This window comes from Flavobacterium sp. FlaQc-57 (assembly GCF_044007395.1).
In the GTDB taxonomy this organism is placed as follows: domain Bacteria; phylum Bacteroidota; class Bacteroidia; order Flavobacteriales; family Flavobacteriaceae; genus Flavobacterium.
In genome coordinates, this window is sequence record NZ_JBIPDA010000002.1 from 1,108,635 (window position 1) to 1,130,399 (window position 21,765).

Consider the following 21,765-nt stretch of genomic DNA (forward strand, 5'->3'; position numbering starts at 1 on the left):
ACAAAGGCATATTTCAGTAATTGGAATTTTAATTCTCCGTATCCTTAGTCTCTTCAAGATCTTCTGTTTTACGACCCACTTTTACTTTAGGACTATTCTGTGTTCCTGTAACGGTGAGCGGAATACCAAAAATACCAAAAGGAGGTAGTCCTAAGCGCATTTTTAAGTTCAGTTTTCCATCAAGACTTGTTGTGCCTTCAATTCTTGGTCTGAAGCCTGCAAACTTAAATTTAAAACGTTCTACAGTGATGATATTGTTTTTGATTGTAGTCTTAATGTCTACTTTCGATAAATCCGGATTCTTAATAGATTCAGTATTTGTTTCCTTGCTTACGGCATTGAACATTTTCAGGCCTCTTACTTTTACGTCTTTTATAGAAAGTGTTCCGCCACCCACAAGCGATGGATAAACGGGATCCATATTGCCGTTTAGTCGACCTTTTAATTGGTAATCGACAGAAACAATACCTTGTGCTTTTTCAGCAGCACTGGCCATTTTTCTAAAGACTTCAATTTCATTGTAAGCTCTCTTAATGTCAAAATCTGATGCTTTAATAGCGTACTCAAAATTTGCTTTTTGAGGTGTTATTGATTGATAGGTAGCGTTCATATTGACATTACATCCAATTAAATTAAAGCCGGTATTCTGCATGCTTAGTTTTCCTTTGTTCATATTTAAGGACCCTGTTGCATTTTGAAGATTTAATTTGTCAAAATTTACCTTTTGAGCATTGGCTGTAAATTGTAAATTTAAATTTGTTGGAATTATAATTACTCCTGTTTGTCCTGATTGAGTTTGAGGTTTAGTTTCTGTTTTTGCTTCTGTTTTAGCATCCGTAACAGAAGTGTTTGTTGGAGTGCTTGACATGAATTCATCAACATTGATATAACGCGACGTAACTTTAAATGAGCCTCTTAATATACCTGTGTTTGTGGTTGCGTAATTAAAAACGTTTTGTAGGTAACCATTCAACTTAAAATCGGATTGACCGTATGCGGCCAAGAAATTATTGAACGACATTTTATCCTGATTGATTTTGAAAATACCTTCTTTAATGATGAATTTTTGAGGTAAATATTCTGATACTATTCCTATGTTTCTAAGTTCAAGAGTTCCTTTATTGTGTAATTTGCTGTAGTTGCCTTTTTCGGCATCGCTTTGTTTACCTTTCAAAACTAGATCAGCTTTTACAAAACCATCTAAATCAAGTCCCTTTTGAGAGAAAACCTTGTAGATTTTATTAATGTCAAGTTCACCTTTAGCGGTAATGTCATATGTCAGGTCATTAAAATTGCTTAGATCGGCTTGAACAAAAACTGGTTTTCCTTCAAAGGTAAATTGAGTTGGTTTTAGGCTAACTTTTAAATCGTCAAAAGTTCCTTTTTGGTTTTCAATTTTAGATTTAATTGTAATATCTGTGATTGGATTTGGATAATAAGGAGTCTTCAAGTATCCGTTTTCCAGATCTAAAATTCCATTTGTAACAGGGAAAAGTTTGTTTTTTAGGTCAAATTTTCCATTTGTTTTTACATCTCCGGCCAATGTTCCTTTTAGAACTATATCAGGAATTCCAAGTGCTTTGGTTAATTTTTCGAGATCAATTTTGGCTTTAAATTCACCATTGATGTCCGGTGTGTTTACGCCTTTAACATAGAATTTTGATTTTAAATAATCTTTGTTGATGTTTAAAGATAGATTTTTAGCGTCAACAATTGCAAGATCAGGATTTAACGACTGAACCGTTGTTTTGACATCTAAATTAAGGTTTGAAACAGGAAAAGCACTTTTGTTGTAGTTAACAAATCCGTTGTCTATTTTCACATCCAAGTTAAGATCTGGTGCTATATTTTGCGATGCAATATAATCTCCTTTTAAAGTAAAAAGTAAATTTGTGTTTCCTTTTAATTCAGTTTTAGAAAGCCATGTAATGTATTTTGGAGGAAAAGCAGTGAAAACATCATGTAAATCACTATTGTCTGATTTTATGACAAAATCCATATTGTAACCATCTTTCAAGAAGTTAAATTTGCCTTTAAAATCGACCAAAAGTTGATTGATTTTTAAGTTGTTTTGCTGGAAAAAGAAAGATAATGAATTTACGTTTACTTTAGTAATTAAGTCGGCGTCAATTTTTTTATTCATTAAATAAGGTTCATTTTCATAAACAATATTTAATTTTTCAATTTTTGCTTTCGAATACAAATCGAAAACAGCTTTGTTTAAATCGCCTTTTCCTAAATAATTAAATCCAAAAGCATCAAAATGAACTTTTGTTGAGAGATCATCGTATATGATTTTACTATTTAAAATCTCTATTCGTTCTAGTTTTAAGGCTGTTTCGGTACTGTCTTTAGGGTTTTGTTCCTGCGAAGATGATTTGTAAACATTGTAATTTGCTTCTCCTTGTGCATTTACTTTTACGTTAATAAAAGCATCAGAAAGATAAATTTGGTCGATTTTTACTTCCTTGCTAAATACTAAACTGGCGACATTTATTCCAAAAGAAACTTCTTTTGCTGTTAAGAATTTTTCGTCTTTATATGGGGCAGACCCGTTCAAATGCAGGTCACTCAAAGTCAAGGTTAACGACGGAAAATGATGAAAAAACGAAATTGAAACATCAGAATAATTAAGTTCAGCACTTAGTTTTTCGTTTGCAGTTTTTTTAATTTGCTCCTTTATTTTATCAGCAAAAATAATAGGTGTTAAGAATAGTAGTCCTATAATAACAACAAAAGTAATTCCCAGGTATTTAGCTGTTTTTAATAAAATGGTCTTCGTTTTATTTGTAGACATAACAAATTGTGGTATTTATAGGTAAAATGTAAATTAAATTTTAAAGATCTTATTATCCGTGAACAGTTTCACTTTTTCCGTAATTGGTGATAATAGAACCTTCGTATTCAATCCATTCTTTCCAGCGTTTATCAATATCAATATTGTCTGTATATTTTCGTGCAAATCCTAAAAAAGTAGTGTAGTGCCCTGCCTCAGAAATCATTAAATCGCGATAAAATTTTGCCAATTCTTCGTCTTTTATATTCTCTGAGAGTACTTTAAAACGCTCGCAACTTCTGGCTTCGATCATGGCAGAGAATAATAAACGATCGCAAAGAGCATCTTTTCGGCTTCCGTCTTTCTTCATGAATTTAAAAAGCTCATTTACATAATGGTCTTTTCTTTCGCGCCCCAAAGTTAATCCTCTCTTTTTGATGATATCATGTACCATTTGTAAATGCTCTAATTCTTCTCTGGCGATAACAAGCATTTCAGTTACTAACTCTTCTAATTCAGAGTTATAAGTCACTAAACTTATTGCATTTGAAGCTGCTTTTTGTTCGCACCAAGCGTGATCTGTCAAAATTTCTTCGATATTTGACTCGACTATATTTACCCAGCGTGGGTCTGTGGCTAATTTTAATCCTAACATAATTTTATAGAAAAAAGTATTCTGCAAAATTAGTCTTTTTTATAACTGAAAATTAGGAAATATCGTGTAAATAAGCTCAAAAAAGCATTATTTTGTAGCTCGAAACAATTATGATGAATCAAACAAAAAAACTTTTAATCATTGGCTTTGTGTGGCCAGAACCTAATTCGTCTGCTGCCGGTGGGCGTATGATGCAATTGATTTCTATTTTTAAGCAAAATGGATTTGAAATTACATTTGCAAGTCCGGCTTTAGATAGTGATTTTATGGTTGATTTGTCTGAATTTGGAGTTGAGAAAAAATCAATTGAACTGAATAACGCTAGTTTTGATGATTTTATAATCGAATTAAATCCTGATGTAGTTTTGTTTGATCGTTTTATGATCGAAGAACAATTTGGGTGGCGGGTTTCTGAAAATTGTCCGAAAGCAATACGATTATTAGATACTGAAGATTTGCATTGTTTGAGAACAGCAAGACAAAAGGCATTCAAAGAAAATAGAAATTTCGAATTAATTGATTTATTATCAGAAGAAGTTGCAAAGCGTGAAATTGCAAGTGTTTTAAGGTGTGATTTGTCTTTTATTATTTCTGAGTATGAAATGCAAATATTAAAAGATGTTTTTAAAATTGATTCGAGTTTGCTGTATTATTTGCCTTTCCTGGTAGATAAAATGGCTGAGGAAGATTTGCTGCAATTGCCTTCGTTTGAAGACAGGAAAAATTTCGTTTTCATTGGGAATTTTCTTCATGAACCGAATTGGAATACTGTTCAATATTTAAAAGAAACGATATGGACTTTAATTAAAGAACAATTTCCTGATGCTGTTTTAGAAGTTTATGGAGCATATCCCTCGCAAAAAGTGTTGCAATTGCATCAGCCTAAAAATGGTTTTTTTATTATGGGGAGAGCTGCAGATGCTAATGAAGTTGTTAAAAATGCCAGAATTGTTTTGGCACCGATTCGTTTTGGGGCAGGTTTAAAAGGGAAATTATTGGAAGCTATGCAATGTGGGACACCAAGTGTGACTACTATCATTGGTTCTGAAGCGATGCATGCAAATTTACCTTGGAATGGTTTTATTACTGATGATATTTCGGAATTTGCAAAACAGGCGGTTTCTTTATATCATGATGAAAATTTGTGGAAAAAAGCTCAAAAAAATGGAATTGAAATTGTAAATAAATGTTATCAAAAAGCAAACTATTCTGAAGAATTAATTAATGTAATAAATTTGTTATTAAGTAATTACGAAAGTCATCGTCTTCATAATTTTATGGGGAGTTTATTGCAGCATCATACTTTAAAAAGTACTAAATATATGGCAAAGTGGATTGAAGCTAAGAACAAAAACTAAAAAAACCGATTACGTTTGTAATCGGTTTTTTTGTCTCAGTCTCAGTCTCAGTCTCAGTCTCAGTAAACAGTATCGTCTGAAAACTGCGACCGATACTGAAAACTATTTCAAAATGCCTTCAACTGCTTGAACCGTTGTTGCGTGATAGCCCGATTTTGCTTTGTCGAAAATCTGTTTTGCCCAGATTTTTCCTTCTGGAGTTTTAGCCATTTCTTTATAGAGCATCATTACTGATCCAGTTCTGCTGCTTCCAATTAAAAATTGTTCAATTGCGGGATTGGCAGTTTTATACTGGTGAAGAATTGCCTGAATAAACCATTGGCGTTTAATAATAAAATTGCCTCCTTTTGTAAAGTTGAATTCGTTATCAATTGCTTCCATTTCTTTTACGGTAATATCAGCCGGAAGATGGTCTATGAAATGCTGTTTCTCTGCAGTTGTAGTGATTTTTTGACTTAAGCCTTTTACTCCTGTTTCTCTCCAGCTTTTTTGGATTTTATCGATTGCATCAAAATCTGCTGAACTTACAGGAGTGATATTGGAAGGAATTCCAGGTTTGTAAATCCAGTCCTCCGCTTTTATTTTGTCTGCAAGTGCTTTGTCTCCTTTAATAAGATTCTCGTTGTAATATTTCAGAAAATCTTCTGTCGTAATGGATTTAAAAGCGTGAGCATTAAAATAATTTTTGATGAAAACGTCAAATTTTTCACGTCCTACGGCATTTTCAATTACTCTTAAAAAAGCATAACCTTTTACATAAGGAATCATGCTGATTCCGTCATCAGGATTTCTTCCTGTTAACGATACTTTAAGTCTTGTATCGGGGTTTGTATCACCATATTCAGCTACATTATCAACTAGTTCTTTGCGCGTGATAACATTTTGCATTTCGAATTCTTTTTTGCCAAAAATTGCTTCGCCAATTCTGTGTTCAACATAAGTGGTGAAACCTTCGTTTAGCCAAATGTCGTCCCAAGTTGCGTTTGTAACTAAATTTCCGCTCCAGCTATGGCCTAATTCATGCGCTAGTAAACTGGTTAATGAGCGATCACCTGCAATAACTCCTGGAGTTAAGAAGGTTAAGTTAGGGTTTTCCATTCCGCCGTAAGGGAAGCTGGGAGGTAAAACTAAAACATCATAACGTCCCCAGCGATAAGGTCCGTATAATTTTTCAGCAGCAACAACCATTTTTCCGAGTTCAGCAAATTCCCAAGCCGATTTTTTTAGCATTGAAGGTTCTGCATAAACTCCAGTTCTGTTGTCTATAGATTGAAATTCAATATCTCCAACGGCAATCGCCATTAAATAAGATGGAATCGCTTTGTCTTGTTTAAAAGTATAAATTCCGGTATCATTTTTCTTCTGTGGATTTACAGCGCTCATCACAGCTAACAAATCTTTAGGAACTGTAACTTTTGCATTGTAAGTAAATCGAATTCCTGGTGAATCCTGACACGGAATCCAGGTACGAGACCAAACGCTTTCTCCTTGAGAGAAAAGGAATGGTTTCTTTTTGTCTGCAGTTTGTGCTGGCTTAAGCCATTGTAGTGCTATGGCGTCTTTGGTTGTACTATAGTAAATATTAACTTTAGTAGTAGTTGGTTCGATTGTTATATGAAGTGGTTTTCCATGAAATTCGACGTCTTTTCCAAGTTCAAATTTGGTTTCTTTTTCTTCATCGCCTAAAGTTACTTTGGTAATATTTAGTGTGTTTTCGTCAAAGATAATTTCATTTCCCTTGCTAACATTGTCAATTTGCCAGGAAGCTTTTCCTGAAATGGTTTGAGTATTAAAATCTACTTTGATGTCAAGATCCAAATGTTTTACGACAGCAAGTTCTGGTTTAGAATAACTGTGCTCGTCTATGACAACTGCTGGTTTTTCGGTTTGATCTTTTTTCTGGCAGGCAATTGCTGTCAGGAATAAGATGACAAGGATTAATTTTTTCATTTTATGAAGTATTGAATTAGTGGATGAAAATTAAACAAAAAATCCCGTTTTGAATAAACAAAACGGGATTTTATTATGAATTACTTCGAGTTTCTTCAAGTTGCCTTCGACTTCGCTCAGGCTGACAGGAAAATTATGCCAACATTGTAACTGGGCTTTCGATGTATTGTTTTAATGTTTGTAAAAATTGAGCGCCAGTTGCACCATCAATTGTTCTGTGGTCACAAGCCAATGATAGCATCATTGTGTTTCCAACTACAATTTGACCATTTTTAACTACTGGTTTCTCAACAATTGCACCTACAGAAAGGATAGCAGAGTTTGGTTGATTGATAATTGAATTGAATTCAGTAATACCAAACATTCCAAGGTTAGATACTGTAAAAGTACTTCCTTCCATTTCTTGTGGTCCAAGTTTTTTGTTTTTAGCTCTTCCGGCAAGATCTCTTACTGACGCGCCAATTTGAGATAAACTCATTGCATCTGTAAATTTCAAAACAGGAACTACTAATCCGTCTTCAACAGCAACAGCAACACCAATATTAACGTGGTGGTTGATGATGATAGCATCTTCTTTCCACTGAGAATTAATTTTTGGGTGTTTTTTCAATGCTAAAGCACAAGCTTTAATTACCATATCGTTGAAAGATACTTTTGTATCAGGAACAGTATTGATTGTCGCTCTTGAAGCCATTGCATCATCCATGCTTACTTCGATCACTAAGTTGTAGTGAGGTGCTGTAAATAATGATTCTGCAAGACGTTTTGCGATAATTTTACGCATTTGAGAGTTTTTGATCTCTTCTGTGAAAACTTCACCAGCAGGAACAAATACTTTTGGTGCAGCAGGAGCAGCAGTTTCTGTTTTAGCAGTAGTTGCAGCAGCAGGTTGTGCTTGCGCAGATGGAGTAAAGTTTTCAATATCGCTTTTCACGATACGTCCGTTTTCTCCAGAACCTTTTACCTGATTTAATTGGATTCCTTTGTCAGAAGCAATTTTCTTAGCTAATGGTGAAGCTAAAATTCTTCCTCCGTTTGAAGTTTCGGCTACAGCTTCAGTTGCTTTTTCAGCAGCAGGAGCAGCTTTTTCTTCAGTTGCAGGTCCAGAAGCTTCGGGAGCAGTTGCAGCGCCTCCGGCAGTATAATTATCAGCAATTCCAGAAATATCAGTTCCAGCAGGTCCAATGATAGCTAATAAGCTGTCAACAGGAGCAGTGTTTCCTTCTTGAATTCCGATGTGTAATAATGTTCCTTCATTGAAAGACTCAAACTCCATAGTCGCTTTGTCTGTTTCAATTTCGGCTAAAATATCACCTTCAGCAACAGCATCACCTACTTTTTTCAACCAGGTTGCTACGGTTCCTTCAGTCATAGTATCGCTCAAACGAGGCATTGTTACAACTATAACACCTTTTGGTAATTCAGTTGCAGCTTTTGCAGGAGCGGCAGTTTCTGTTTTTGCTTCAGCGGCAGGAGCGGCTTCGGCTTTTGGAGCTTCAGTAGCAGCACCACCAGCTAATAAAGCTGAAATGTCTTCTCCTTCGTTTCCAATAATTGCTAATAGTGAATCAACAGGAGCAGTTTCTCCAGCTTGAATTCCAATATGTAAAAGAGTTCCTTCGTTGAAAGACTCAAATTCCATTGTTGCTTTATCTGTTTCAATTTCAGCAAGGATATCTCCTTCGCTAATTTTGTCGCCTACTTTTTTAAGCCAAGTCGCTACCGTTCCTTCCGTCATAGTATCGCTCAAACGAGGCATTGTTACTTTTATCGCCATAATAATTTTATAGTTTATGAGGTGTAAATGGATAGTCTTCTTGTGCGTATACTACATCGTATAATTGTTGCAATTCTGGGTATGGAGATTCTTCAGCAAATTTCACACACTCTTCTACCAAGTCTTTAACTCTTTGGTCGATTGCTTCGATTTCTTCTTCTGTAGCATATTTTTGATCCATAATTACATCTAGTACCTGAGTAATAGGGTCAATTTTTTTGTATTCTTCAACCTCTTCTTTAGAACGGTATAATTGTGCATCAGACATTGAGTGTCCTCTGTAACGGTATGTTTTCATTTCAAGGAAAGTTGGTCCGTCTCCACGACGAGCTCTATCGATAGCTTCAGTCATTGCTTCGGCAACTTTTACAGGATTCATTCCGTCAACTGGTCCGCAAGGCATTTCGTATCCTAAACCAAGTTTCCAGATATCAGTATGATTTGCAGTTCTTTCAACAGAAGTTCCCATTGCATAACCGTTGTTTTCAACGATAAATACAACTGGAAGTTTCCATAACATAGCCATATTGAAGGCTTCGTGTAGTGAACCTTGTCTAGCAGCTCCATCACCAAAGTAAGTCATGGTAACACCGCCAGTTTCAAAATATTTGTCAGCAAAAGCTAAGCCAGCTCCTACCGGAATTTGTCCACCTACGATTCCGTGTCCACCATAAAAACGGTGTTCTTTAGAGAAAATGTGCATAGAACCTCCCATACCTTTAGAAGTTCCTGTTGCTTTTCCTAATAGTTCAGCCATTACTCGTCTAGGATCAACTCCCATACCAATTGGTTGTACGTGGTTTCTGTAAGCAGTAATCATTTTATCTTTAGTCAAGTCCATAGCATGCAAAGCACCTGCTAATACGGCTTCCTGACCATTATATAAGTGTAGAAAACCTCTAACTTTTTGTTGAATGTATAATGCTGCAAGTTTGTCCTCAAACTTTCTCCAAAGTAGCATGTCTTCGTACCACTTTAAATATACTTCTTTTGTAACTTCTTTCATCTGAATTCTTTCTTTTGCTAAAGTTTGTTTGTGTTATCAATTGTTGCCTATAACGCAAAATAGTTTCCTCCCACAAATTTGCGCCCGAAAGGTCGGGATGCAAAAATAAGACATTCCTATTAAGAAGTAAAATTTAAAAGCTACTTTTTGGCTTTTTTTTACAAGAACTTTTTATCAAACATAAAAGGAAGCAAATTTTTTAGGGATGCTGATTTGTAAACTTCGCCAATTTCACCCATAAAATAGATTTCGATAGGGGTATCTTGTTTGATTTCATATTCTGCAATAGATTGTCGGCAAGACCCACATGGCGGAATTGGTGCTTTGGTTTGGTTGGTGTCTGATGCTGCTGTGATTGCTATTTTTAAAATTTTGGCTTCAGGATAAATACTTCCGGCATGAAAAATGGCTACGCGTTCTGCACATAATCCTGACGGATAAGCCGCATTTTCCTGGTTTGATCCTAAAACTATTTTTCCATTGTCCAGAAGTAAAGCGGCTCCAACTCTAAATTGTGAATATGGCGCATATGCTTTTTTGCGAATTTCGATAGCTTCGGTCATTAAATCCTGAATGTCTTTTGAGACTTCTTCTAAAGAGTTGTAAACGGTAAAGGACGATGTAATGCTTATTTCTTTCATTTGTTTTTAAGGGAAAAAAAATCCAAATTTCTAAGGATATAGAAATTTGGATTGTTATTGTTTTTTATTTTATATGTTTAATAAACTTCGTATTTGTCACCAAAGTTAAAGGTTAAAGAAAAACGAAGTGTATTTTCTAACGGATTTTTAACTTTTGATGTTGAAAATAAATACGAAACATCGATTTTTACGACATTGTATTTAAATCCTGCTCCTAAAGAGAAGAATTGTCTTGCTCCTTTCATAGGGCTTTCATGAAAATATCCTGCGCGTAATGCAAAGGAGTCCTGGTACATGTATTCTGCTCCTAAACTATAAGTGATTTCTTTTAATTCTTCGCTAAATCCGCCTGGAGCATCTCCAAAAGATTTAAAAATTCCTGAAACCCAACCTATATCTTTATAGCTTTTGTAGTTTGAGGCATCTGCCTGTTCTTGCGAAATATCTCCCGGATCTGTAAAATCGCCATCTCCGTTAGCGTCTACAGGAGTTCCTGGTCCCGGAGGAGTTGGAACTAGAAGTTTAGTGAATTCTAAACTCACTGCTACTTTATTGTAATCGTCTAAAATAAAATCAAAACCTCCACCTAATCTTAGATTTGCCGGTAAAAAGTTAGAGCTAATGTCGTCGTTATCGTAGCTTATTTTTTGGCCTATATTTTGAACATTGAAACCAGCTCTCCATCTTCCGTTAAAGTCAGAGTAGGCGATTTCTTCTGATTGATAAAATCCTGCAACATCTACAGCGAAAGAACCAGATGCTGAAGCGTCGACATCTTCAGAAGCGATTTTTAAATTAGAGCGGATGTATCTTCCTGCAACTGCCATCGAGAATGTTTCGCTCAATTTCAACGAGTAAGATCCGTCTAATGCAAATTCATTTGGGCTTACTTCTCTTGGTATTTCGCTTGGATCTCCTGTTTGTCTTAGTTCGATTCCTCCAAAACCAAAATAGCGAAGGCTTCCTGCGAAGGCACTTTTTTCATTGATTTTGTTGTAATAGGTAACTTGTCCAAGTGAGATGTCATTAGCTAAGTCTATTAAGTAAGGAGTATAGCTAATTGAGAAACCTTGTTTGTCAACTGAAAAGGCATATTTTGCTGGGTTCCATTGCTGTGAGTAGGCATCTGCTGATGTTGCGACACCTTGATCTGCTAGACCAGCTGCTCTGGCATCTGCTGCAACTAATAAAAATGGAACTCCGGTAGTAATTGGTCTTTCAATAGTTTGAGCTTTCGCAAATGAAATTATTAATAAACAAATTAATAGTAGTGATATTTTTTTCATTTATAGATAGAGGGTTTTTTTTGTGGTACAAATATATATATTATTATAAGATGACAAGCTTCTCATATTTTTCTGCTTTTTTATTTGTTAAATTAGACCTAACAGTGAGCTTGTAAATATAAACACCTTTTCCTATTCGGTCTCCAAAGTCATCTTTTCCATCCCAGGTTATTTCTCTCGATAAAAAACCTTCTGTTGTAATAACCTGATTTTTTGTCCAGACCACTTTTCCGGTTATAGTCATGACCTGAACTTGCACATCAAGAGGTTCGTAAGGTCTATTGTGCGAGAACCAAAATTGTGTGTAAGTAGAAAAGGGATTGGGGTAATTAAGAACGTGCGTTAGTGTTAATGATTCATCTCCAACAACTATAAATTGTATTTCACTCGTTACAGGATTATTGTAAACATCCCATGCGGTAAAACTTATTGTGTGCATTCCGGGAGCTAAATTTCTTAGCGGAAAGCGTAAATTTCCGTTAGTATAATCGTCTAGTTTTGTCTGGTAGTAATCATTTAAAACATATGGATTACTAACATCTCCGTCCAGAATAGCTACAATGTCATGTCCGATTCCGCTTGCTGTATTAATTCCGTTTTCATCTTCAAGAAACGCCAGTAAAAATGGTGATTCGTTTGTGATTCCGCCGGAAACAAATGTCTCGTCGTTCATATATAACTTAACTTTTGGACTTATATTGTCCTGCGGTGCATTTTCGTTTATTCCACCTATTTTTATAGAAGTATTGTAGCCGGATTGATTTTCTAAAAGCTGATTTTTTTTAGCATAAAAGCTAATTCTGCCATAATCAACAGGAATACGGATGTCTCTTGGTACAACAAAACTAAATTCGAATTGACCATTGGTTACTGATGCATTTCCTCTAAAGATGGTTTCTCCAAGGATTTTGAATGACATTGCAGGGCTATATCCGTCGTTGTTTAAAGTGGAGGTTGTTATTAATTTGTCGAAAATTGCAGTCGAAAGTTCTCCGTTGTAATTGCTTAAGATTGTATTGTTTTCATCTGTGATTTCGCCTGATATTTTAATTTTTGCCAAGGATTTAAAATCTGAAATTGGCTGAGAAATCACAACGTCATTTACTTTTGTTAAATTAATTCTGGGTTTTGGAATCGCCAGCATTAAAGCAGGATCTCCAATATAAAAAATAACATTACTGGCGGAGCTTGGGTTTTCGTTTTTCGAAATTCTAAGTGATTCAGAAATGGCAGAATATTGGTTTGATTCGTACGAGAATAAATTTTTATTCAGAACGTCGTTAAAATCTTCAGCATTAGGTTGGCCTATTTCGCGAATGGTTGTTAACATTGAAATTGCACCGCCTTTTGGATTCCAGAAAATGTATTCTCCCGCAGTTGGTCGTGTTGGGTCGTCGAATCTTGAAAATTCGCAAGTAATTGTTATGAATAATGGATATTTGTATTGATTGTTTAGATTTTGTCCGTCTGATTTTTCCCAAATTCTCTCACTTGCCAAGCCATCCTCGCCACCGTGGCCAAGATAGTTAAAGACTAAAGCTCCTTTTTCAAAAGCATTAAAAAAATCGGTTCTGGCTTTTGGATATCTTGATCCTCCTGCCGAAGCTTCCTGAGTATAGGAGTCTAAAATGATTTTGTCTACATTGAAAAAAGGTTTTTTGGAAGCAATAAGATCGGCTAAACTGTTTTGACGTGCTTGTAAACTGGCATCTGAGATTTTATCAGAATCGTCACTAATTAAAACGAGGTTGTTTCTCCAGTTTCCGTACGATTTAGTATCTTGGTATTGTAAAACTTTATTTACGAGTTCTTCTGCTTGAGCGTTGTCAGAAATTAACATTCTCCCTACTGCAATATCAATTCCTCCAAAAAAAGTAATGTCATTTCCTTCATCAGGATCCATACGTCCGTAAAAATCATCTGATGCAAACGAAGCTTCGCCTACAGTATTACTTCTTAGGGCATGATATATAGGTACAATGTTGTCATTATTTGAAATTCGATTTTTATAGTCAAAAGAAGCATCTCCAAACAAATTCAAAAATCGGATTCTTTTCTCAGGTGCAGATGCGTTGTCGTATATGTATCTGATGAAATTTCGAATTGCTGCTATATCTTGCTTTCCTGATGAGAATTCCTGATAGATATTCTCCAGTGCAATCACTTTTACATTTAAGTTTGAATGAGTACGATGAAAACCGGCTAGTTTTTCAGCTTGAGAAACTAAAAATTTAGGAGCGACAATTACGTAATCTATATCTTGAAAACTATTTTGGATATTTTTGAAAATTGTTCCTTTTAAGTTTTGATTTGCAATTTTTGGCTGACTTTCTTTTAAAGGAGTAAAATAATCATTAGGATCGATTGCTATATATTTTCTAATTTCTCCTAGTGAAGCTTTAAAGCTAAAACTTGCCTGATTTGTGTTTTCAATTTTTGATACATTATATAGGTCTGTAACATCCCAAATTTGAGAAATGCTTGTGGCGTTTCCTATAGTGTAATTTACAATTCCGGCTGTTGAGCCGCCTAAGTCATATTGAAATTTAAATTGCTTTCCTGTACCTAGTAATTTTCTTTTGGCAATTAAATTAATGTAATCCAGATATCCTTTTGATCCGGGAACGCCATTGTTGTTGTAAGTAAGTTTTATTTTTATGCTTTCTGTTCCGGTAAACGTACTCTTAAAAGGAGAGCTTAAAGTATCAAATTTAGTATCTGAGTTAGCTGATAATGCTTTAAAGTTTAGGTTTCCTATATTTTGGCCGTTAGTGGAGACAGCAAACGAAGTAGGGGTATAGGCCGCCGCCGCCGCATTTATCTGTATTTTAACAGGAGTTGTAGCTTCTATATTTGGGAAGCTAAATGTGAATTCTTGTTCTTGAGTGATATCAAATGATTCGCCATACCATTGACGTCCTAGGTGAGCAATGTTTGTTTTGTCAATTTCATGGAATTGATAGTCGTCAAAAGTGTTTAATTCTAAAGTGATGTTGCCTGTTGGCTGGTTTAAGTTCGAAATTCGTTTTCCGTCATTGCCTGTAACTGTAATATAGTAGTATGATTTCGTGTCGTATAAATTAATATTTGTGAGGCTTTCTTTGCTCCAGTTTTCTACTCCTTCGGCATAAAAAAGAATATAGTCTTCATTATTGAAAACACCGTCACTTTCTCCTGAAATTTGAATTGCATTTTCAGTTAAATCCTCTGGATAATAAGTGCTATTGGCCAAAGGAAGCATTCTTCCTCCGTTTCCGTAAATTTTGATTCTTCTTGGGTCTACTTTTCCGGGATCGAATCCTAAACTTTGCAAAAATGATTTTGAAAGTTTATAAACACCTGATTTCTCAATATAAAAACGGTACCAATCTCCAGATGCTAAAACTGAATTATAGATAGAATTAGATTTTTGAAAAGAAGAGGAGTTGCTGTTTTTTGATGTTGAAGCAGTTGTGGAGTACGAAAAAGATCTTATCCGTTTAAAGCTATTTCCTTCCTTTATAATAGGTGATAAAGATAAAAAAGTCTGCTTAATATCTCGTGAGGTTGTTGTTTTTAAGGTTTCGTTTGGTTTTAAAGGAATGTTTGATAGCGTTAAGTCTCCTAATTCATTGGCTGAAATGGATTCGTACACGACGTTTGTAATTTGTACAGAATTATTGTTAGAAGAACTTGATTCATTCAAATGGAGTAACAACGTTATGTTTTTTTTAGTAGTATCATAACGAAAACTACTTCCGGAAAAATACGGGATTTGTATTTTTGAATCGCCAAAACCAATCTCTTTTTTGTTTTGCCAATCTAACGTAAAGCTCCCGTTTATCTGGGAAAATGAGATAATTGGAATTAAAAAAAGATATAGGAGTAAGGTTCGTTTCATTGGTGTGTAAAATGGTTTTGAATTAAAAATATTTTAGTAAGTAAAAATATAGTATTTCATGTTATAGTAAATAATAAAAAGTATATTTTTGCGTTCGTAACTATAGGTTATTTTCTGGTAAAAAACAGCTAAATAAAATTATTAGAACAGATGTTGCTAATTAAATGTTAATTATTATATTGCAGCACCTAAATTTATCACCTAAGAATGAGTATGAAAGTAAACAAAATTGTAGTCTTGCAATTAATGATGTCAATGGTATTGATGTTGGGCACGGCTAGTTGTAGCAAAAAATCGAGTTCCAGTCACGCTTCCAGAGCAACTGGTTGGGATGTAGATAGTCAGAATGGAACTGCTGCTAGAAATGCAGGGAAAAAACAACAGGCCGGTCCTGGTTTAGTTTTTGTTGAAGGAGGTACATTTACTATGGGTAAAGTACAGGATGATGTTATGCATGATTGGAATAACACACCAACTCAACAGCACGTTCAGTCTTTCTATATGGATGAAACTGAAGTTACAAACGGTATGTACTTAGAATACCTAGAGTGGTTAAAGAAAGTTTTTCCACCAACAGAAGAAAATTACAAAAACATTTACGAAGGAGCATCTCCTGATACTTTAGTTTGGAGAAATCGTTTAGGATATAATGAAACGATGACTAACAATTACTTAAGACATCCTTCATATGCAAATTATCCTGTAGTAGGAGTTAACTGGATTCAAGCTGTTGAATTTAGTAAATGGAGAACTGATCGTGTAAACGAAGCGGTTTTAGAAAAAAACAGATACATTAAAAAAGGTGCTAAAACGCAAGATGTTAGTGCTGAAAGTTTATTTAATACAGAGGCTTACTTAGCATCTCCATCTACAACCTATGGTGGTAATGAAGAATTAGTTTTAAAAGTAAATCCAAACGGAAGAAAACCAAAAGCTGGAAAAGATGGTGTACTACCTGAAGAGAAAAATGTGTATGCACAACGTTCTTCTGGAATTATCTTGCCAGAATACAGACTTCCTACTGAGGCAGAATGGGAATATGCAGCTGCAGCTGATGTTGGACAAAGAGAATATAATATTTACAAAGGACAAAAGAAATATCCTTGGTCTGGAGATTATACTCGTTCTTCAAAACGTAAAAATAAAGGAGACCAATTGGCTAACTTTAAACAAGGAAACGGTGATTACGGTGGAATTGCAGGTTGGTCTGATGATGGAGCAGATATTACAAATGCTGTGAAAAGCTATGCTGCCAATGATTTTGGATTATATGATATGGCTGGAAACGTAGCCGAATGGGTTGCTGACGTTTACAGACCTATTATTGATAATGAAGCAAATGATTTCAACTATTTTAGAGGAAATCAATATGCTAAAAACAAAATTGGTAAAGACGGTAAAATTGAAATTATTACTAAAGATAATATTCAGTACAAAACTTTAAGTAACGGTAAAAAAGTTGCGACAAACTTGCCAGGAGAAATTGCTCAGGTTCCAGTTGACGAAAATGAAACTTACTTAAGACAAAACTTCACAACAAGTGACAATATCAACTATAGAGACGGTGATAAACAATCATCTAAATATTTTGACTTTGGAGATTCTGAAGCAGGATCTAAAGCTGATCAGGCAATGTACAACTCTCCTAAACATAATGTAACTACAGATAGTTTAGGTCAAATGGTTAGAAAATATGACAACTCTAGTAAACGTACAACGTTAATCGACGATAATGTAAGAGTTTACAAAGGTGGTTCTTGGAGAGATAGAGCCTATTGGTTAGATCCGGCTCAAAGAAGATATTTCCCTCAGGATATGGCAACTGATTACATCGGATTTAGATGTGCAATGTCTAGAGTAGGTGCAAAATCTGAAAAAAGAAAATCACCAAGAAATTAAGTTTTAGAAATTTCAATATAAAAAAATTCCAAATTCCAAAAGCTGAATATTTCAGTATGGAATTTGGAATTTTTTTGTTGTTTTTTTCTACTTTTATGATCCATAAAAAAAATTTGTAAATGAATATTCAGGACATTCATAATTTGTTTTTACAATGTAAATCAGTTTCAATTGATACAAGAAAAATTGAAAAGGATTCCATGTTTTTTGCTATAAAAGGCGAAAATTTTGATGCAAATACTTTTGCTGCTTCAGCATTAGAATTAGGCGCTTTGTTTGTTATTATTGATAACGCATCTTATGTTATTGATGAGAGAACTATTCTTGTCAAAAACAGTTTAGAAACGTTGCAGGAATTAGCAAAACTTCATCGTGCTTATTTGAAATTGCCAATAGTAGCCTTAACAGGAAGTAATGGAAAAACAACAACAAAAGAGCTTATAAATGTTGTTTTGTCTAAAAAGTACAAAACGAAAGCTACAGTTGGAAATTTAAATAATCATATCGGGGTTCCCTTAACTTTGTTGTCTTTTACAAAAGAAACAGAAATTGGAATCGTTGAAATGGGAGCAAACCACAAAAAAGAAATTGAGTTTTTGTGCGAAATAGCGCAGCCTGATTTTGGTTATATAACTAATTTTGGAAAGGCACATTTAGAAGGTTTTGGTGGTGTTGAAGGTGTAATTGAAGGTAAAAGTGAGATGTATCAATATCTTGCCAAAAATAATAAATTGGCTTTTGTAAATCTTGAAGACTCAATTCAGATCGAAAAATCGAAGGGAATTAAATCATTTACTTTTGGAGTTAATAATGATAATGCAGACATTAGAATAAATAGTATTAAAGCAAATCCATTTGTAGTAATAGAATATGATAATTTTAGTGTAGCATCTCATTTAATAGGACTTTATAACGCTAATAACATCAATGCGGCAGTCGCAATGGGATATTATTTTAAAGTTGATGAAACCGATATAAAAAATGCAATTGAGCATTATATACCAGAGAATAACAGGTCTCAGTTGTTGAAAAAAGGATCTAATGAGATTATTTTAGATGCTTACAATGCAAACCCTAGTAGTATGGCAGTTGCGATTACTAATTTCTTGCAATTAGAAGGTCAGAATAAAATCATGATTTTGGGAGATATGTTTGAGTTAGGTCAGGAAAGCGCGCAAGAGCATAAAATAATTGTAGACTCTTTATCAAATCAAACAGATTCTGTTTGTTACTTGATTGGAAAGGCATTTTATGAGAATAAAGTTTCTGCAGAGAATCTCCATTTTTATGAGACTTTTGACGCTTTTTCAGCTCATCTTAAAACGATTCATTTTAATGAAAGCAAAATTCTAATAAAAGGCTCCAGAGGAATGGCACTAGAACGATCTTTAGAATATATTTTATAAATAGAAAAGCCATTTGATACGTCAAATGGCTTTTTACTTTTACTTAAACGCTCATTAAAAAGCCTATTAAGTTTTCCTTTTTGTTAAGACCTAGTTTCTTCCTTAAGCGATATCTTGCCAATTCAACACCTCCGGTCGATATATTCATGATTTCGGCAATTTCCTTAGTAGACATATTCATTAATAAATAAGTCGCCAAATCAAGTTCTCTTGGAGAAATAGTTGGGTATTTTTCTTTCAGTCGTTTTAAGAATTCAAAATGTACGTTTTTAATATGCTTTTCTAAGTCTTTCCAACTTTTATCTGTGTTTACTTCTTTTACAATACTCTTGTTTAATTTACTGACTTGAAATTTTGTCGAATCATCAAGCGCTTCAACATCTATTTCTTTTAGTTTGTGAATGATTCCGTTCAGGATTTTGTTCTTTTTTACAACTTGCAAAGAGTTGTTAACTAGTTCTTTATCCTTTGCAAGGATTTTTATTTGTAGTTTGTCATTTTTTAGTTTTTCAATTTCTTTTTCAAGATCATATTGTTCTTGTCTTATTTTTGATTCTTTTTCAAGATATAGTCTTCTTTGTTCGATAGTTTCATAGTATTTATTCTTCCTAATCTTCATTTTTATCTGATTTGAAATTATATAAATACCTATTACAATTAATATAAAATAAAGCATGAACGCTAGAAAATGTCGGTACCATGGCGGTGAAATAGTAAAAGAAAGTACAGCCGGTTCAGATTGAATTCCGTAGCTGTTTCTAACTTTTACTTTCATTGTATAATCGCCTTCTCTTAGGTTTGTATATTCTTTAATCGAAATCGTTGACCAATTGCTCCATTTATCATCAAAGGGTTCTAATTGATAAGAGAATTGAACATTTTCAAGATTTTCATAAGTTGGTGACGAAAATGTAAACCGAACATGATTTGACGAATATGGAATGCGAATACTTTCTGATTTAGTTTGGTTGTTTCCTAAAACAATAGTGTCGCCTGGAAATGAAAAACTACGAATGAAAGCTTTTGGTTTTGTTACAAAATTATTTAGCAGTTCTGAATCGTAATGAGCCAAACCGTCAGTTAAACCGATGAAAATGTTTTTCGAATCGATCGTATTTACGGATAAATAATTGCTAACCAAATTGCCTGTGAGGTTTGAAAATGGAGCAACGATATTTTTGTAACGATTATTTTGCTTCATTAAAACTCCGAGAGACTCATCAAATGCGTACCATAAATTCGATTGAGAATCTTGGCTTAAGGCACTTATAGTTGGTATGTTTTTAAATAAATTAGACATGTTTTTGTCTTCGTAAAACAGATCCTGCTCTTTTGAGAATTTATAGAAATGATTATTAGTTTGAAAATATATTTTTCCGTCAATCTTCTGGATACTGCCTATGTTTTTATAATTTGGAGATAATTGATTTATTTTTTTGATCACTGAAAAATTTGTCAAGTCATCACTAAGTTGCATTCTGTAGATAGATTCGTCTTTTTTAAGCCAAAAATATGACTCATCAAGTTCAAAACTATTAGACGATTTGTCAAACCCATTTACTTGATTTATAAAAATTAAACCGCTTGGTGTTTTTTGAAAAATTGCAAATCCATCATAATTAGAGCCGATAAAAAAGCCGGGATGACTTGGGATTTTTTTGAGTCCAAAATATCCTTTCGAATCTATAATATGTGTAACTCGCCCTCCTTTTATTACTAAGGCACCTCGGTTATTAGAGCAAATTAGTTCGTTGTCTACTACCTGAACATTCCAAGATTGAGCAGTTGTTCCTTCTACGAGTTTAAATACATCTTCCTTAAAATTATTATTCCAGGCATGATAAAAAACTCCCTGATTGGTTGCGACATATAAATTTCCATCATGAATAACAGATGCGTATACAGTGCTAATGTCGTAGCTAAAACCAAAATAAGTAAAAGGCGAGTTTTCATTTATATAAGCAATACCATTATCAAGACCAAGCCAGAGATTGTTTTTGTTGTCTATAAATGAGGATAAAACAGTATTGTTTTGCAGCCCTTTTTTTCTATTTATATGTTGAATTATTTTTCCATTAAAGTCAGAAATAATGATTCCGTCCAAAACTGAATTAAAAACTATTGAATTTTTGTTTATTACAGCGCCTCCTAAAGAGTTGTTTTTTTTAAGAAAAACGTTGGCTTCTGTATCCCAGGGTTTAACAGTATTGTTTTCATATACAAATAAACCTTTTTCTAATGTTATAATCAGCATCTTGTTTTTGGCTAACATATACATTCCCCAAATTTCGGTATTGTTTAAACTCGTCGTGTTAGGTAGGCTGTATAATTTACCATTTCTGAATTCTAAGATGCCTTTTTCTACATCTTGAAAATAAAGTTTGTTGTTTACGATAAATGAAAATTGAAAGCGTTTAGGTGCTTTTAGTATAGATAGTTTTCCGTCTTTAAATATATATGCTCTTGCAAAAGACTGGAAAATCACTTGATTGTTCAGAGTGTGAATTTTCCAGATAAAATCGATGATTTTGATTTTTTTGTTATCTACTTTTTTTGCTAATGAGGTATATTTTAATCTCCCCTTTGTATCAGGCTGAAAATATCCAAATTCATTGTAGCCTCCAACATAGATTTTTCCGGAATCATCAATTTTTAAGCATCGAACAGAGGTTAAATTTGGTAAAGGATACTTTCGCCACGAAGAGCCATCAAATTGTAAAAGTCCATTGTTATTTGCAAAATATAGATTTCCATTTTTGTCTTGTCCTATATTCCAGTTCTGGGTTCCTCCTTTGTATTCGTTTCGTTTGTAATTTCTTACATCTGGAACGCCAATATTTTTAACTTGGCCAAAAAATGTGATTGTGAATAGTGTAAAAAAAGTAATAATAAAATATGATTTTCTCAATTTCATAATTTTTTTGGTTTATCTCTTGAGTTTGGTTTTAATCAGTTGATTATTAGTGATTTATTTTCGTGTTGCTTCTTCTATTTCGATGTAGTTAAGCTAATTTTTAATAAAAATAAGCATTCTTATACAATGTAGTGTTTATTTTTATAATTAACATTTCCATAACATCTAAAAAAAAGTTTTTATATTGTTGGTTTATAGTTATTTATAAAAAAAATGA

The 21,765-nt window shown here is 33.9% G+C and carries 12 protein-coding genes; 3 read left to right on the forward strand and 9 right to left on the reverse strand.

Annotation, left to right across the window (positions count from 1 at the left end; translation table 11 throughout):
* Positions 1-28: 28 nt before the first annotated feature.
* Both ACHRVZ_RS10700 and ACHRVZ_RS10705 read right to left on the reverse strand, forming a co-directional pair.
* Complete coding sequence (locus tag ACHRVZ_RS10700; RefSeq protein ID WP_395422389.1) at positions 29-2,797, reverse strand: AsmA family protein; 2,769 nt, start codon at positions 2,795-2,797, stop codon at positions 29-31.
* Between the two features lie 52 nt (positions 2,798-2,849).
* Positions 2,850-3,431: a tRNA-(ms[2]io[6]A)-hydroxylase gene (locus ACHRVZ_RS10705; RefSeq protein WP_035685975.1), complete on the reverse strand. Its 582-nt coding sequence runs from the start codon at positions 3,429-3,431 to the stop codon at positions 2,850-2,852.
* A 113-nt stretch (positions 3,432-3,544) separates the two neighbouring features.
* Between ACHRVZ_RS10705 and ACHRVZ_RS10710 the strand changes: the two genes are divergently transcribed.
* A complete protein-coding gene (locus ACHRVZ_RS10710; protein WP_395422509.1) occupies positions 3,545-4,789 on the forward strand; it encodes a glycosyltransferase family 4 protein in 1,245 nt (414 codons plus the stop codon).
* A 102-nt stretch (positions 4,790-4,891) separates the two neighbouring features.
* Here ACHRVZ_RS10710 and ACHRVZ_RS10715 read toward each other — a convergent pair whose 3' ends face one another.
* From ACHRVZ_RS10715 to porU, 6 genes are all read right to left on the reverse strand, one after another.
* Positions 4,892-6,739, reverse strand: coding sequence for a leukotriene A4 hydrolase C-terminal domain-containing protein (locus ACHRVZ_RS10715; protein ID WP_395422390.1), 1,848 nt, complete (start codon positions 6,737-6,739; stop codon positions 4,892-4,894).
* Between the two features lie 133 nt (positions 6,740-6,872).
* Complete coding sequence (locus ACHRVZ_RS10720) at positions 6,873-8,516, reverse strand: pyruvate dehydrogenase complex dihydrolipoamide acetyltransferase (RefSeq protein WP_395422391.1); 1,644 nt, start codon at positions 8,514-8,516, stop codon at positions 6,873-6,875.
* Positions 8,517-8,523: 7 nt separating this feature from the next.
* Positions 8,524-9,522, reverse strand: a complete 999-nt coding sequence (gene pdhA, locus ACHRVZ_RS10725) for a pyruvate dehydrogenase (acetyl-transferring) E1 component subunit alpha (RefSeq protein ID WP_026983801.1) — start codon at positions 9,520-9,522, stop codon at positions 8,524-8,526.
* A gap of 158 nt (positions 9,523-9,680) precedes the next feature.
* Positions 9,681-10,163: a cytidine deaminase gene (cdd, locus tag ACHRVZ_RS10730; protein ID WP_395422393.1), complete on the reverse strand. Its 483-nt coding sequence runs from the start codon at positions 10,161-10,163 to the stop codon at positions 9,681-9,683.
* Positions 10,164-10,240: 77 nt separating this feature from the next.
* Positions 10,241-11,449, reverse strand: coding sequence for a type IX secretion system outer membrane channel protein PorV (porV, locus tag ACHRVZ_RS10735; protein WP_395422394.1), 1,209 nt, complete (start codon positions 11,447-11,449; stop codon positions 10,241-10,243).
* 43 nt (positions 11,450-11,492) lie between these two features.
* Complete coding sequence (porU, locus tag ACHRVZ_RS10740) at positions 11,493-15,329, reverse strand: type IX secretion system sortase PorU (protein WP_395422395.1); 3,837 nt, start codon at positions 15,327-15,329, stop codon at positions 11,493-11,495.
* A gap of 213 nt (positions 15,330-15,542) precedes the next feature.
* Between porU and gldJ the strand changes: the two genes are divergently transcribed.
* Positions 15,543-17,228 (forward strand): gliding motility lipoprotein GldJ, encoded by a 1,686-nt coding sequence (gldJ, locus tag ACHRVZ_RS10745; RefSeq protein ID WP_395422396.1) that lies wholly within the window; start codon positions 15,543-15,545, stop codon positions 17,226-17,228.
* A 119-nt stretch (positions 17,229-17,347) separates the two neighbouring features.
* Positions 17,348-18,634 (forward strand): UDP-N-acetylmuramoyl-tripeptide--D-alanyl-D-alanine ligase, encoded by a 1,287-nt coding sequence (gene murF / locus ACHRVZ_RS10750; RefSeq protein WP_395422398.1) that lies wholly within the window; start codon positions 17,348-17,350, stop codon positions 18,632-18,634.
* A gap of 43 nt (positions 18,635-18,677) precedes the next feature.
* Here the strand turns inward: murF and ACHRVZ_RS10755 are convergent, their stop codons facing one another.
* Positions 18,678-21,548, reverse strand: coding sequence for a triple tyrosine motif-containing protein (locus ACHRVZ_RS10755; protein WP_395422399.1), 2,871 nt, complete (start codon positions 21,546-21,548; stop codon positions 18,678-18,680).
* Positions 21,549-21,765: the final 217 nt, after the last annotated feature.

Bases quoted from the DNA above. Each gene is read 5' to 3' on its own strand.
- ACHRVZ_RS10700 (WP_395422389.1), bottom strand. From the start codon at position 2,797: ATGTCTACAAATAAAACGAAGACCATTTTATTAAAAACAGCTAAATAC.
- ACHRVZ_RS10705 (WP_035685975.1), bottom strand. From the start codon at position 3,431: ATGTTAGGATTAAAATTAGCCACAGACCCACGCTGGGTAAATATAGTC.
- ACHRVZ_RS10710 (WP_395422509.1), top strand. From the start codon at position 3,545: ATGAATCAAACAAAAAAACTTTTAATCATTGGCTTTGTGTGGCCAGAA.
- ACHRVZ_RS10715 (WP_395422390.1), bottom strand. From the start codon at position 6,739: ATGAAAAAATTAATCCTTGTCATCTTATTCCTGACAGCAATTGCCTGC.
- ACHRVZ_RS10720 (WP_395422391.1), bottom strand. From the start codon at position 8,516: ATGGCGATAAAAGTAACAATGCCTCGTTTGAGCGATACTATGACGGAA.
- pdhA (WP_026983801.1), bottom strand. From the start codon at position 9,522: ATGAAAGAAGTTACAAAAGAAGTATATTTAAAGTGGTACGAAGACATG.
- cdd (WP_395422393.1), bottom strand. From the start codon at position 10,163: ATGAAAGAAATAAGCATTACATCGTCCTTTACCGTTTACAACTCTTTA.
- porV (WP_395422394.1), bottom strand. From the start codon at position 11,449: ATGAAAAAAATATCACTACTATTAATTTGTTTATTAATAATTTCATTT.
- porU (WP_395422395.1), bottom strand. From the start codon at position 15,329: ATGAAACGAACCTTACTCCTATATCTTTTTTTAATTCCAATTATCTCA.
- gldJ (WP_395422396.1), top strand. From the start codon at position 15,543: ATGAAAGTAAACAAAATTGTAGTCTTGCAATTAATGATGTCAATGGTA.
- murF (WP_395422398.1), top strand. From the start codon at position 17,348: ATGAATATTCAGGACATTCATAATTTGTTTTTACAATGTAAATCAGTT.
- ACHRVZ_RS10755 (WP_395422399.1), bottom strand. From the start codon at position 21,548: ATGAAATTGAGAAAATCATATTTTATTATTACTTTTTTTACACTATTC.